At 69.0% G+C, this 9,993-nt stretch carries 22 protein-coding genes; 2 read left to right on the forward strand and 20 right to left on the reverse strand.

What is annotated here, in order from left to right:
- Nucleotides 1–2: 2 nt before the first annotated feature.
- From ADL05_RS26180 to ADL05_RS26275, 20 genes are all read right to left on the reverse strand, one after another.
- Nucleotides 3–206 (reverse strand): hypothetical protein, encoded by a 204-nt coding sequence (locus ADL05_RS26180; protein ID WP_053619674.1) that lies wholly within the window; start codon nucleotides 204–206, stop codon nucleotides 3–5.
- On the reverse strand, nucleotides 203–622 hold the full coding sequence (locus ADL05_RS26185) for a hypothetical protein (RefSeq protein WP_053619675.1): 420 nt from the start codon (nucleotides 620–622) through the stop codon (nucleotides 203–205). The genes ADL05_RS26180 and ADL05_RS26185 overlap by 4 nt, the downstream gene beginning before the upstream one ends.
- A complete protein-coding gene (locus tag ADL05_RS26190; RefSeq protein ID WP_053619676.1) occupies nucleotides 622–984 on the reverse strand; it encodes a hypothetical protein in 363 nt (120 codons plus the stop codon). The genes ADL05_RS26185 and ADL05_RS26190 overlap by 1 nt, the downstream gene beginning before the upstream one ends.
- Nucleotides 981–1,427 (reverse strand): DUF3307 domain-containing protein, encoded by a 447-nt coding sequence (locus tag ADL05_RS26195; protein WP_053619677.1) that lies wholly within the window; start codon nucleotides 1,425–1,427, stop codon nucleotides 981–983. Before ADL05_RS26195 ends, ADL05_RS26190 begins: the two co-directional genes overlap by 4 nt.
- Entirely contained in the window at nucleotides 1,424–1,702 is a 279-nt protein-coding gene (locus tag ADL05_RS26200) for a hypothetical protein (RefSeq protein ID WP_053619678.1), read from the reverse strand. The genes ADL05_RS26195 and ADL05_RS26200 overlap by 4 nt, the downstream gene beginning before the upstream one ends.
- Before the next feature lie 68 nt (nucleotides 1,703–1,770).
- Nucleotides 1,771–2,076, reverse strand: a complete 306-nt coding sequence (locus ADL05_RS26205; RefSeq protein ID WP_053619679.1) for a hypothetical protein — start codon at nucleotides 2,074–2,076, stop codon at nucleotides 1,771–1,773.
- Between the two features lie 9 nt (nucleotides 2,077–2,085).
- Complete coding sequence (locus tag ADL05_RS26210; RefSeq protein WP_156366050.1) at nucleotides 2,086–2,682, reverse strand: hypothetical protein; 597 nt, start codon at nucleotides 2,680–2,682, stop codon at nucleotides 2,086–2,088.
- Nucleotides 2,682–3,014 (reverse strand): WhiB family transcriptional regulator, encoded by a 333-nt coding sequence (locus ADL05_RS26215; RefSeq protein ID WP_053619681.1) that lies wholly within the window; start codon nucleotides 3,012–3,014, stop codon nucleotides 2,682–2,684. The genes ADL05_RS26210 and ADL05_RS26215 overlap by 1 nt, the downstream gene beginning before the upstream one ends.
- Entirely contained in the window at nucleotides 3,011–3,517 is a 507-nt protein-coding gene (locus tag ADL05_RS26220) for a RusA family crossover junction endodeoxyribonuclease (RefSeq protein ID WP_082376901.1), read from the reverse strand. Before ADL05_RS26220 ends, ADL05_RS26215 begins: the two co-directional genes overlap by 4 nt.
- A 66-nt stretch (nucleotides 3,518–3,583) precedes the next feature.
- On the reverse strand, nucleotides 3,584–4,039 hold the full coding sequence (locus ADL05_RS26225; protein ID WP_053619683.1) for a hypothetical protein: 456 nt from the start codon (nucleotides 4,037–4,039) through the stop codon (nucleotides 3,584–3,586).
- Nucleotides 4,036–4,419: a hypothetical protein gene (locus ADL05_RS26230; protein WP_053619684.1), complete on the reverse strand. Its 384-nt coding sequence runs from the start codon at nucleotides 4,417–4,419 to the stop codon at nucleotides 4,036–4,038. The genes ADL05_RS26225 and ADL05_RS26230 overlap by 4 nt, the downstream gene beginning before the upstream one ends.
- A complete protein-coding gene (locus ADL05_RS26235) occupies nucleotides 4,412–4,678 on the reverse strand; it encodes a hypothetical protein (protein WP_156366051.1) in 267 nt (88 codons plus the stop codon). Before ADL05_RS26235 ends, ADL05_RS26230 begins: the two co-directional genes overlap by 8 nt.
- A complete protein-coding gene (locus tag ADL05_RS26240) occupies nucleotides 4,678–5,004 on the reverse strand; it encodes a hypothetical protein (RefSeq protein WP_053619686.1) in 327 nt (108 codons plus the stop codon). The genes ADL05_RS26235 and ADL05_RS26240 overlap by 1 nt, the downstream gene beginning before the upstream one ends.
- Nucleotides 5,001–5,960 carry a hypothetical protein gene (locus ADL05_RS26245; RefSeq protein ID WP_053619687.1) on the reverse strand — a complete coding sequence of 320 codons (960 nt, stop codon included), beginning with the start codon at nucleotides 5,958–5,960 and terminating at the stop codon, nucleotides 5,001–5,003. Before ADL05_RS26245 ends, ADL05_RS26240 begins: the two co-directional genes overlap by 4 nt.
- Nucleotides 5,957–6,883, reverse strand: coding sequence for a YqaJ viral recombinase family protein (locus ADL05_RS26250; RefSeq protein WP_053619688.1), 927 nt, complete (start codon nucleotides 6,881–6,883; stop codon nucleotides 5,957–5,959). Before ADL05_RS26250 ends, ADL05_RS26245 begins: the two co-directional genes overlap by 4 nt.
- Complete coding sequence (locus ADL05_RS26255; RefSeq protein WP_156366052.1) at nucleotides 6,883–7,281, reverse strand: hypothetical protein; 399 nt, start codon at nucleotides 7,279–7,281, stop codon at nucleotides 6,883–6,885. The genes ADL05_RS26250 and ADL05_RS26255 overlap by 1 nt, the downstream gene beginning before the upstream one ends.
- The gene (locus tag ADL05_RS26260) at nucleotides 7,274–7,669 is read right to left on the reverse strand and encodes a hypothetical protein (RefSeq protein WP_156366053.1); all 396 of its coding nucleotides are present in this window, start codon (nucleotides 7,667–7,669) and stop codon (nucleotides 7,274–7,276) included. The genes ADL05_RS26255 and ADL05_RS26260 overlap by 8 nt, the downstream gene beginning before the upstream one ends.
- A gap of 53 nt (nucleotides 7,670–7,722) precedes the next feature.
- On the reverse strand, nucleotides 7,723–8,088 hold the full coding sequence (locus ADL05_RS26265; RefSeq protein WP_053619691.1) for a hypothetical protein: 366 nt from the start codon (nucleotides 8,086–8,088) through the stop codon (nucleotides 7,723–7,725).
- 82 nt (nucleotides 8,089–8,170) lie between these two features.
- Nucleotides 8,171–8,374, reverse strand: a complete 204-nt coding sequence (locus ADL05_RS26270) for a helix-turn-helix domain-containing protein (RefSeq protein ID WP_053619692.1) — start codon at nucleotides 8,372–8,374, stop codon at nucleotides 8,171–8,173.
- The gene (locus ADL05_RS26275; RefSeq protein ID WP_053619693.1) at nucleotides 8,371–8,604 is read right to left on the reverse strand and encodes a helix-turn-helix domain-containing protein; all 234 of its coding nucleotides are present in this window, start codon (nucleotides 8,602–8,604) and stop codon (nucleotides 8,371–8,373) included. Before ADL05_RS26275 ends, ADL05_RS26270 begins: the two co-directional genes overlap by 4 nt.
- Before the next feature lie 206 nt (nucleotides 8,605–8,810).
- Between ADL05_RS26275 and ADL05_RS26280 the strand changes: the two genes are divergently transcribed.
- Nucleotides 8,811–9,353: a hypothetical protein gene (locus ADL05_RS26280; RefSeq protein WP_053619694.1), complete on the forward strand. Its 543-nt coding sequence runs from the start codon at nucleotides 8,811–8,813 to the stop codon at nucleotides 9,351–9,353.
- A 185-nt stretch (nucleotides 9,354–9,538) separates the two neighbouring features.
- On the forward strand, nucleotides 9,539–9,883 hold the full coding sequence (locus ADL05_RS26285; protein ID WP_053619695.1) for a hypothetical protein: 345 nt from the start codon (nucleotides 9,539–9,541) through the stop codon (nucleotides 9,881–9,883).
- The last annotated feature ends 110 nt before the right edge of the window (nucleotides 9,884–9,993 follow it).

The following is a 9,993-nucleotide window of genomic DNA, read 5'->3' on the forward strand; positions in this document are numbered from 1 at the left end:
CGTCACCACCCGGGATCCGTGGACGTGTACTCCGCGACCCTGGCCGGGTACTCGTAGCCCTGTCGGCGCAACTCCTTCGAGATGCGCGCGGCCTGGTCGGCGCGGATGCCGCGCTCCTCTGCCCGCTTATCGTCCACAGCGGCCTTGTCAGCGGCCGTCGGGTCGAACGGGTAGGCCTGCTCTGCCGTGTCCGGGGTCGCGGTCATGCCGCACCTTCCTTCTTCTCCGTCGGTGTGGGCGTCCACGGCTGCCGGGTGCGCATCCACTCCTTGTGGGCGGCGCGTTCTGCTTCGACGGCCGCGGCGAGGCGTTCCTCGCGGGTGCGCCCGTCGTTGGGCAGCAGCGCCTCGAAGTCGTCCAACAGGGACTTGATGCGCGCCCCGGTGAGGCTGGCCGGTCGGGGCGGTGCGGGTTGCGTTGCCGGGAGGACGGTCGCGGTCCGGTTGCGTTCGTGGCCCGCGGCGACGCACCGGGTTTCGAGGTCGGCGCGTTGGGTGGCGATGATCTGGAGGCGCCGCCCTTCGCCGCCGCCGTCGAGCTGTGTGGCGGTCAGGTGGGCGTCTCCCCATGCGGCCCACAGGTTCTGGCAGGGGTGGCACAGGTGTGCGGGAGGGTGTTTCATCACGCGACCGCCTTGTCGCCCATGAGCTGCCTCGCTGCGTCCCAGCCGGCGGGGGTGAGCTCCCAGACTTGGATGGGTTTCCCGTGGGTGCTTTCCGCCGTGGACGGTTCGGTGATCGACCAGCCGCCGGGGACCGCGCGAGCCTTGCGGATGAGCTGGCCGTGCTTCTTGCACGGGAGCTGGCGGATCACGAGGCCGACGGCGCCTTGTGAGGTTGGGGGCAAGTAGTCGCGGAAGTCGTTCGCGGACACACGTCCGTCGTTGAGGCGCGCGAAGACGAGGACGGCCTGGCGGATGAGCGCGACGTCCCAGTCGGACACCTGGTCGGCCAGCTCGGACAGGTAGCGGTGAGCGGAGTTCATCGGGCACCTCCAGCGATGATGAGTGCGCTGCCCCACAGGCAGGCGTGGTGCATGGTCTGGTCGACGTGCATCCCGCCGCCCGCCTTGATCCGGAAGTCGTGGCTGCCGGTGTTGTCCATCCACCAGCGGACCGGCCACCGCCGGTCGATGACGGCGTGCGTGACGGCGCTCACCGCAACCCCAGCGAGGACACGGCCCGGACGGAGCTTGAGCCCGAGCGCCCGGTTGGCGACCAGCAGGCCGACGACCTGAGCGGCGTGGTACGACGCGACGTGTCCGGCCAGGCACCGCCACGACTCCGCTTCGGAGCACACGACGTCGCCTCGGTCAGAGGCGGCGGGTTTGCACGCGGCCTGGTGGTCGGTTTGGAGCAGGAAGTCCCCGACGTGGTGAGCGGCGGTGAGAGTGGCGGCTACAGCGGCGAAGCGGGTAGCGGGGTTCATGACGCGCTCACCCCGCTCCGGGACTCGAAGCTGACCACCAGCGAGTCGCCCTCCACACGGGCGGTGATCGCGTCAGCGGCGGCAGGGGCACCCGTCTGTTCCTGCGACCGCTCGTAGGCGGCACTGGCCTCGTTGAGCACGTTCTGGAGCGTCCACATGGTGACGCCGCGCGCCCCGAAGCCGGGGATCACCCAACGCTGCTGACGAGTGATGGTGGACGCGGGCGGCGACGGGATCGGGTAGAGCATCGCGGTGGAATCGTCGGTGAAGTTCATGTCCCCTCCTCGGGGGTTGGGCCCGCCGTGCCCGGGGTGGACACAAACACAGCGGGCGGCTTGGGGGGTTAGGCGGCGGGGTCGACCGGCTCGAAGGTGTCGGCGAACGGGCCCGGCTTGCACGGGTAGAACTCGCCCCTCGTGCCACGGATCACGTAGTCGTGCAGGGACGCGTTCATGTCGCCTTCGAGCGTGGTGATCGCGATCGTGTGCGGGGTGTCGCCGCCGTGCTCAGAGCAGCGGACGGGGTCCGAGCACGTGTAGACGGCGGTACCTCCCTCGCGGAGGATCCAGTCGATGATGGGGCGGGCGCCTTCTGCGGTGCCGTCCCACTGCATGGCCTCGATGACGACGGGCTTCTTGCGGTACTTCATGGATGCCTCCTAGGCGGCGTTGGTGGTCTCACGGGGGCGGGCGCCCGGGTCGTCGATCGTGTACCGGGACCACGCGGAGTGCGGGTGCCAGCCATGGCGGCGCGCGCCCGCACGCACTCGCGACGCAGACCGACCAGACGGCGGGGACTGATTGCGCAAACGCTCATAGGCGGCAGCGATCAACGCCCCCGGCCGGGCCGTCACCGTCGCGACCTGACCGGAACGGATCTCACCCAGCCAGTGCTTGTCCAGGCCAGTCTCCGCCGCGACAGTGGGCAGTCCGTGCCCCTGGTCGGCGAGCGCTTGGAGGCGGCGCGCGTACCCGACCGCTGAGCGGCGGTGCTTGGTGGGCCAGTGGTGCGGCTGGAGAGCGAGGATGGTCTTAGCGGTGCAGGCGTACACGCCGTTGGCTTGGCCGTTGCGGATCCGGCGGATGGTGCTTTCGGCGACTCCGGTGGCGGTGGCGATGGCGTGGTTGCTCCAGCGCCGGGCAGCGAGGGCGTCCAGGTGGGTTTGGACAGCGGCCATGTCGCCCCACGGGTTCCATTCGCCGACGGCGATGGCGAGGCTGCGGCGCCGCTGGTAGCGGATGGTGAGCGCTGGCATCACGCTGCCCTCCTCTGCTTGGCGTTGTGGCGTTGCCGGTTGTGGCGGATCTGGATGCGTTCCTCAGGCGTGTGGCCGCCTTGGACGCCGTGCTGGTCTTTCGGGCCGGGGATCAGGGCGCGTTCCAGGCACGCCTTCCACGTGTTGAGCGGGCAGCCCTCACACACCTGCTTGGCTGTGGCCTCACGCTCGTCGCGGTCGGCGCCGGTCTCGGTGTCGTGGCCGTAGAACAGCTCCCACGGGTGGCCGGCGCACGCCGCACCTTCCGCCCACTCCCAGCGGGTGGGGTCAGCGACGAGCGGGGAACCACGAGGGATCGCGCGGGGCCTCATCGGGGGCCTCCCAACAGGCGCACACGGATCACGGCACCCGGCGACGGGAGGGCGTCCGGGTCCCCGAAATCGCTGGTGTCCCCGGCGTAGACCTTCGCGAGCCGCCCGTACTCGACCACCCGAGCGTCGTCCTTCCACAACCCAGCGCTGGTGAGCGCGTCCTCGGTGGACCGGGCGAGCTTGGACAGGTCCGGCATGCCCTGCGGATACAGGGCAGCGGACGGCTTGAGCACCCCGGCGTTGCGGCCGGTCCCGTAGTGGCCCTTCGGCCGGGGCATGGAGAACACCATGTCCACGGACAGCGGGCCGTCGAGCGGGTAGGGGGTGCGGTCGGTGCGGGACAGGAAGTAGGTCGCGGCGTCGCGGACGTCGGACCGCCACGGCTTGACGTGCTTGGAGGACTCGATCATGACTCCGTTGCCGACGTGCCGCTTGGAGCCTTGGGGTGCGGGTAGTCCGGGGACTCGGAGTTCGACTGTGGTGCTCTGGAAGGTGATGCTCATGTGCTGCTCCAAGGTGTGGGTGGCGTGGCCCCGAGCCCCCGCGTCGGGGCCACGCCAGGAGGGTGGCTACTGGGGTGGCAGGACAGCGGACTCCACTGCCTGCATGCGCTGCTCGACATCCGTGGCGTGGGAAGCATGCGCGGTGATGTGCTCCCGCAGGAGCTTCCCGACGCCGCGGGCCGCCGAGGTCGCGTTGCCCACGTCGGAGCGCAGGGCGGTGATGTCGCGGGACTGGGCTTCGAGAGCGTTGGCGAGGCTGGCGGTCAGCTCTTCGAGTGCGTCCACGCGCTCTTCGAGGTCGGGTTCCTTCGCGGCCAGCGACGCTTCCAGGGCGTCCTCAGCGCGGCGGATCGACCCCGGGTGGACCTCCTCACCGCCATGCGGGTCGGTGGCGTCAGGGGCAACTGGCAGGCCGCGGATGCTTGCGGCGAGCGCCTTGTACGGGGCTTCGCGGTACCCGGTGAGGAGGCGGGCGGCACGCTCACGCATGTCCGCCGCACCCCGCTGGTAGGCGTCACTCATCGGCCTTCCTCCTTGGCCTTGCGCTCCCCGGCCTCGCGGAGCTGGTTCGCGTCGACACCGTGAGCGTGCAGCCACTCGAACGCCATCTCCACCGCGTCGCCCTGCACGAACGTCTGCTGCATGTCCTCCACGACCTCAGCGACGTGGTCCGGGGCGTGGGCCATCAGCGCCCGGATCAGGTGCGCGATCGCGAACGACGACCCGGACACGTTGAACGCCTCAGCGGCGGCCTTGTAGTCAGACCTCTTGGTGAGGTGGTGGGCGGCGATGCCGTGCTGGTAGGCGCAGTCAGCGGCGTACCAGGAGGCGACCTGCGTTGGGGTGGACTCGGTGATGTCGTCGGGCATCGGCACGGCGGTGTCGGGCGGGTACTTACTCATCGGTCTTCTCCTTCGGGGGCTTCATGCGTTCCTGGCCGCGGTCCACCAGCGCCAGCAGGTACTCGTCGGGGGTCATGCCGTCCGCCCACTCCTCGTGGTGCTTGGCCTCCTCAGCGGCAGCGCACTGGAGGTCAGCCGGGCGCGTCTGGTGGTAAGCGCGAGGCGGCGCGGGCTGGGTGGTGGTGCCGCGGCGGGCGATCTCAGCGGCGCGCTGGGAGCCGGTGAGGAACGGCCACACAGAACCGATACGGGTCGCCATCACAGGTCCCCTTCTTCGAGGTCGGACAGGTCACGCGGCACGATCACGTCCGCGTCCTCCGCGCGCAGAGCCGCAGCGAACTTCGCCCACTCGTCGGAGGCGGTGTCAGCGAGGTCCGCGAGCTCTTCCGCTGTCGCTGTGGTGCGGCCGATGAGGAACCGCCCGTAGCCCATGTGCACGGCGGTGCCGGCGCGGTGTGCGCGGCGCTGGTGCCACGCCGACGAGTACGGTGCGGGTGTGAGACCCGGGAGCGGGTCGGGGGCCGCCGCCCCGCCCCGTGTGGGGCGAGGACGGCGGGACAACAGGGCGGTGATGAGGCGGATCATGCGGCGCCGTCCGCGTACTCGGCGTAGGTCGCGGCCTGCTCGTCGGCGGTCACATCTGACGGCTCCTCCGCACCCCACGGGTCGGACTGTGGAGCGTCCGGCACGATCTCCGCGTCCGCGACCTCCGGCTCCTGGTTGGCCTCACGGTCCGCCTTGAGACGGTCCTCCAGGGCGTCGACCACCTGGAGAATCTCGTCCTCCGTCATGTCCGCACGCGACCGGATCTCCCGACCCACGACCTCCGACACGAACGGCAGCGCATCCGCCTGCCCCATGGACAGCATCCGCATCAGACCGCCCATGCGGCGCACCAGCTCATCCGGGACACCCTGGTCATCGACCACCTGCGGAGTGTCCGGCGCCGACTCCGCGACCGCCTCAGCGATCGTCGCCCCCGGCCGGACCTGAGCGGGCCTCGCATCGACGACGTTGCCGTCCTCGTCGACCTCCGCACCCAGCTCCTCAGCGGAGTGACTGAACCCCAACAGGGCTTCCTCGCACGCCTCCCGAGCCACCTCCGTGATCGCGCGGGCCTTGAGCATCGCCTCGGGGTAGGACTTCCACACCTGCTTCCCGGCGACGCCGGCGCGGCGGGCGCGGTCCATGTCCCACTGCGACTCGAACGTCCACTCCGGGTCGTCGGAGCGGATGATCTGCGCGATGGCCACGGGCCCGGACTGGCCTCGCTCCACACGCACCCGCAGCCTGTGGCCCGCCTTGCGGACCATCGCACCGATCAGCCCAGACGACGGGGACGGCCTGCCCTCGATGACGTGCACCGAGTTCATCGCCCGGATCGGGTCCAAGCCCAGGCCGCGCCCGTACTCGATGGCGTAGAGGACGTTCTCCGGCGACTGCCGGTACTGCTTGGGCAGCATCCCCGACTTGGCGAGGGTCTGCGCGTAGTAGATCCGGTCGGCGAGGCTGTCCTCAGCGCGGATAGCGATCTCGGTCATGCGGCGAACTCCTCAGCGATGAAGTCGGTGTGGGGCGGGCACTTGCGGTCGGCTTCGACCCAGGGGGTGCCGCCCTGCTTGCTCTTGCGGACGGCGATGCGCTGCCCGAGGAACGCGGCGGACTTGGCGTTGCCCATCAGGTCGGCCATCTCGGAGCGGGCGAGGTTCCATGCGCCCTTGGCGTCAGCGAGGTCCTCGCGGGCCTTGGTGAACGCGGCGGCTTGGGAGAGGGACACCTCGATCTCGCGGTCCTCGATGTTGGGGTTCAGCTCCCGAAGCGTCTGGTAGGTGACGTCGGTGGTGTCCTTGTCGGGCACTTCGCCGAACAGCAGCGAGTCGAGGAACTTCTCCGCGTGGGAGCGGAGGATCTGGGCGTCGGCGGGGTCGTAGTCGACGACGTACTCGCGGAACTCCAGGCGGGCGCCGATCATCGCGATGCGGGCCCGCTTCAGCCCCAAAACGTCGAGGTACCACATGACCTGCGTGCGGTAGTAGAGCGGCACGGAGTCGGTGTTCTCGGGCCCCCAGTGCTCGTCCATGGCGTCGGACTTGACTTCCAGGAGTTCCGCGACCTGCCCGTTCTGGATGAGCAGGCGGTCGGGGTTGGCGAGCTGGTAGTCGCGTTCGGCGTGGGTGTAGGTGCCGCCTTCGATGACGTCGTACTCGGGGTGGCGGTCTGCGAACCAGTGCGCGATGGCGGGTTCGAGGTAGTGGCCTCGGGCTTGGGCGTCGGTGGTCTCGCTGTCGTGGGCTCGTCCGGCTTTGAGCATCCACAGGCGGTAGAGGGACACCCATGGGGACCGTCCGAGGACGGCGGCCATGTCGGACCCTCCGAGGCGGGACGCGCGTGCGGCGTGCCACGGTGCGGAACCCGGCTCCCAGGAACCGAGAAGGCGTCCGGTCGGGGTTTCGAGAGCGGTCATCAGAACGGCACCTCCGGACCGTCGTAGTCCACCCGCGACTCCTCAGCCGCAACCGCCTCCGCGTCCGACGCTGGCTCCGTGCTGTCCAGCGACTCCGGGTCCGTCAACCCCGCGTCGACGTCAGCGGCGATCGCCGCCCACATGTCCGCGTCCGTGAACTGCTCCGGAACGAAGTCGTGGCGGGACGCCTGCGACATCGCGACCGCGTCCGCCATCCCCTTCGTCCAGGCCAGCGAGATCGCGTACCCGCCGTCCTTGAAGGCGAGATCCATGTCGTCGCGGGCGTCCGGGTCGTCGAGCATGGCGTCGTAGGCGAGTTCGGCGTCGTCGAGGGACGTGCGGGCGACTTTCAGGTAGTCGCGGAAGTTCATGTCCGCGAACGTCACGCGCTCAGACATCACGCACCGCCTCGCACGCGTGGTGGTGGGCGGCCCGGTGGTCGGTGAGCTGCACCGAGTCCACGAACGGCCCGAAGTGGGAGCCACACGGCAGGTGCGTGTAACCAGCGGCGTCAGAGTCCATCCGGTAGGTGCGGTCCCACGTGGGGGCAGTCGCAGCGTGGTAGCGGGCCTCAGCGGAAGCCGTGTCAGCGGACGCGCCATCAGCGAGGATGCCTCGCACCATGCGGCGGGCGTCAGCAGCAGCCGACGGCGACAGGGCACCCATGTCCATCGCACGGTGGATCACCGGGAGGATGCCGGCCAGCCACCCGAACTCGTGAGCGGCAGCCAGTGCGGCGCGCTCCTCGGGGCGGACCTCCAGCCCATCGGCGTCCAAGGCGTCCATGCACCGCTCGAACGCGGCATCGTCGGATGGGAGGTGGTGTCCCATGTGGGAGGTCACAGCGCACCCCCGTAGATGGCGTCGTCACGCAGCGACGTGTGCAGCCGGCCAGCAGCGGACGCGAACCCGTCAGCCGCCGCCTCGCGGGCCATCAGCGGCCCATCGGCGACACGGATACGGATGATCGGGGTGGAATCGGTCGCCGTCGCGTAGACGGCGATGTGCGGGCCGTGCTCGTCTGTGGCCAGCTCCGTGAACGCGCCGTGCGGGATGGTCACGTCAACGGGCTGGGTAGCGTCCGCGAGAGCGCCCATGAGCTGCGCGGCCAGCGGGTAACCAGCCGCGGCGGCGTCGAGCGCGGCCAGGCGGCGGGAGTCACGCAGCATCTGCGCGCGCTCCGTGGTCGGGGTAGTGTTCGTCATGGCTCCAGGTCCTTTCGAGAGATTCCTGTGGGGCCAAGCCCTCACCGGGACCGCAGATCCTGGTGGGGGCGTCTTCATGTGGTCAGGCCACGGACCGGGTCGCCCGGTCGATGTGGCGCTGTAGGTCCTCGCGGCGGATACGAGTCCGCGACCGCTGAGAACCCCTACGCCGCACATCCACCAGCCGGGGGAACTCACCAGCGGCGATCATCCGGTAGATGGTGCGCTTGTTGACTCCGAGGAGTTCAGCGGCTTCGGCGGGCGTGTACAGCGCCTTCTCGCTCATGCGGCGTCCTCCGCCCGGATGACGATTTCGTCGACCGCGACTCCGAGTTCACGAGCGAGCCGGATGATGACGCGCTCAGCGGGTTCGGGGCGTTCACCGCGCTCGATGCGGGACAGGTACGGAACGCCGATCTCTACGCGCTTCGCGAGGTGTTCGAGAGTCCATGCGCGCTTCCGCCGGAGTTCCCTGATGCGGGTCCCGTTGGCCGGGAGTGTCTCGGTGGGTGGCATGCTGCAAGTTTGCCTATCCATGCCGATCCATGTCAACACGAACTGGCAAGTAACTTGCCCAGCGGTGCTCTGTGCCGATGCATGTGCACATAGAGCAGCTTCATGTCACCGTGGGCAAGTTTTTCCGATCCGCCTACTAGGCAAGGGACTTAGGCCGCCCTAAACTTGCCTAACGTTGCCTATAGATGTGAATCGGAAGAGGAGACATGGACACCCAGGCATGGCAGCGGCTCGCCGAGAAGCTCACCGAAAGGCGGGCGACCCTGCGTCCGGAGTGGTCAGAGCGCACCACGTTCGCCCGCGATACGGGCCTCAGCTACAGGTCGCTCTCCGACCTTGAGACAGCCCGCCGCGACAACTACAAGACCTCCTGGCTCGCGAAGGTCGAGAAGGCCTACCAGTGGGAACCCGGATCGATACAGCGCATCCTGGTCGGGGAGACGCCAGCAGAAGGCGAGGCTTCGCCTGCACACCGACCGCAGGGCGCCGGCCCGCTATCGGCGTCCGAGCAGTGGGACGGTGAGATCGTCGGCCCGGCCGCGCCTTTGCACGAAGGTGAGGTGCTGCGGTGGCGGGACCTACCGGACCGGCGCGTGTGGGAGCTGGAGATGGAGGGGTTGACCTACGAGGCGCAGATGCGGCCAGGTCAGAAACCGGAGGAGGTCATCGACGTGTTGCGGCGGATGTTCGCGCGCAGGGTCGCGGCGGCGAACTCGATGATGATGGAGCGCGCCCATGATCAGGGGTAGGGACTTAAGTCCTTGACTGCGGCCCTTTTTGGCTACCCAGGGTGATATTTGCTGTCACCGGGGGCGATTTTACCTTTTCAACGCACGTACCTCTTGTGACTCACGTCACTCGAACTTAAGGTCAAGGACCAGCCGTTTCAGGCGCAATGAAGCGCCGAAACCGCTGGAGGGGGGAAGAAGAAGCGTTGACCTACGTTCGAACGGAACCCATCATCCGACCCGTCTACCTCATCGTCACGGAGGTGCCCGACCCGACCACAAGCCCCATCGACTTCACACGCAGTGACACCTACACCGCCATCGGCATCCACCCCACCGTGGACCCCGCCTCCGCCATCCAGGAGATCGCACAACACATCCACGACGGTGAAGTCCGCCCCTGGCTCGGACCCTGGCTCGGTAACATCATCAGCCTCACCGACGTCCTTGCTCGACTCGAAGACCACTTCACCCGACCCGTCCTGCACACCCCGGTACCTCAGCTCCACGTGCCGGCCCCGCAGCAGGCCCCCTGGGTGACCTACCTCTGACAACCCCCGACCGCGACCCCCGAGCTTCCCCCGGGGCGCCACTCCCCGCTCACAACAAAGCCCCGGCCACCACCGGGGCATTTGTGTGCCAGCACTCCCCCACGCCGCCG

The sequence above is a fragment of the Nocardiopsis sp. NRRL B-16309 genome (assembly GCF_001279585.1).
Lineage (GTDB): Bacteria > Actinomycetota > Actinomycetes > Streptosporangiales > Streptosporangiaceae > Nocardiopsis.

What these genes read in the sequence shown, in the direction of transcription:
- ADL05_RS26180 (WP_053619674.1), bottom strand. Translation starts at nt 206, where the DNA reads ATGACCGCGACCCCGGACACGGCAGAGCAGGCCTACCCGTTCGACCCG.
- ADL05_RS26185 (WP_053619675.1), bottom strand. Translation starts at nt 622, where the DNA reads ATGAAACACCCTCCCGCACACCTGTGCCACCCCTGCCAGAACCTGTGG.
- ADL05_RS26190 (WP_053619676.1), bottom strand. Translation starts at nt 984, where the DNA reads ATGAACTCCGCTCACCGCTACCTGTCCGAGCTGGCCGACCAGGTGTCC.
- ADL05_RS26195 (WP_053619677.1), bottom strand. Translation starts at nt 1,427, where the DNA reads ATGAACCCCGCTACCCGCTTCGCCGCTGTAGCCGCCACTCTCACCGCC.
- ADL05_RS26200 (WP_053619678.1), bottom strand. Translation starts at nt 1,702, where the DNA reads ATGAACTTCACCGACGATTCCACCGCGATGCTCTACCCGATCCCGTCG.
- ADL05_RS26205 (WP_053619679.1), bottom strand. Translation starts at nt 2,076, where the DNA reads ATGAAGTACCGCAAGAAGCCCGTCGTCATCGAGGCCATGCAGTGGGAC.
- ADL05_RS26210 (WP_156366050.1), bottom strand. Translation starts at nt 2,682, where the DNA reads ATGCCAGCGCTCACCATCCGCTACCAGCGGCGCCGCAGCCTCGCCATC.
- ADL05_RS26215 (WP_053619681.1), bottom strand. Translation starts at nt 3,014, where the DNA reads ATGAGGCCCCGCGCGATCCCTCGTGGTTCCCCGCTCGTCGCTGACCCC.
- ADL05_RS26220 (WP_082376901.1), bottom strand. Translation starts at nt 3,517, where the DNA reads ATGAGCATCACCTTCCAGAGCACCACAGTCGAACTCCGAGTCCCCGGA.
- ADL05_RS26225 (WP_053619683.1), bottom strand. Translation starts at nt 4,039, where the DNA reads ATGAGTGACGCCTACCAGCGGGGTGCGGCGGACATGCGTGAGCGTGCC.
- ADL05_RS26230 (WP_053619684.1), bottom strand. Translation starts at nt 4,419, where the DNA reads ATGAGTAAGTACCCGCCCGACACCGCCGTGCCGATGCCCGACGACATC.
- ADL05_RS26235 (WP_156366051.1), bottom strand. Translation starts at nt 4,678, where the DNA reads ATGGCGACCCGTATCGGTTCTGTGTGGCCGTTCCTCACCGGCTCCCAG.
- ADL05_RS26240 (WP_053619686.1), bottom strand. Translation starts at nt 5,004, where the DNA reads ATGATCCGCCTCATCACCGCCCTGTTGTCCCGCCGTCCTCGCCCCACA.
- ADL05_RS26245 (WP_053619687.1), bottom strand. Translation starts at nt 5,960, where the DNA reads ATGACCGAGATCGCTATCCGCGCTGAGGACAGCCTCGCCGACCGGATC.
- ADL05_RS26250 (WP_053619688.1), bottom strand. Translation starts at nt 6,883, where the DNA reads ATGACCGCTCTCGAAACCCCGACCGGACGCCTTCTCGGTTCCTGGGAG.
- ADL05_RS26255 (WP_156366052.1), bottom strand. Translation starts at nt 7,281, where the DNA reads ATGTCTGAGCGCGTGACGTTCGCGGACATGAACTTCCGCGACTACCTG.
- ADL05_RS26260 (WP_156366053.1), bottom strand. Translation starts at nt 7,669, where the DNA reads ATGGACGCCTTGGACGCCGATGGGCTGGAGGTCCGCCCCGAGGAGCGC.
- ADL05_RS26265 (WP_053619691.1), bottom strand. Translation starts at nt 8,088, where the DNA reads ATGACGAACACTACCCCGACCACGGAGCGCGCGCAGATGCTGCGTGAC.
- ADL05_RS26270 (WP_053619692.1), bottom strand. Translation starts at nt 8,374, where the DNA reads ATGAGCGAGAAGGCGCTGTACACGCCCGCCGAAGCCGCTGAACTCCTC.
- ADL05_RS26275 (WP_053619693.1), bottom strand. Translation starts at nt 8,604, where the DNA reads ATGCCACCCACCGAGACACTCCCGGCCAACGGGACCCGCATCAGGGAA.
- ADL05_RS26280 (WP_053619694.1), top strand. Translation starts at nt 8,811, where the DNA reads ATGGACACCCAGGCATGGCAGCGGCTCGCCGAGAAGCTCACCGAAAGG.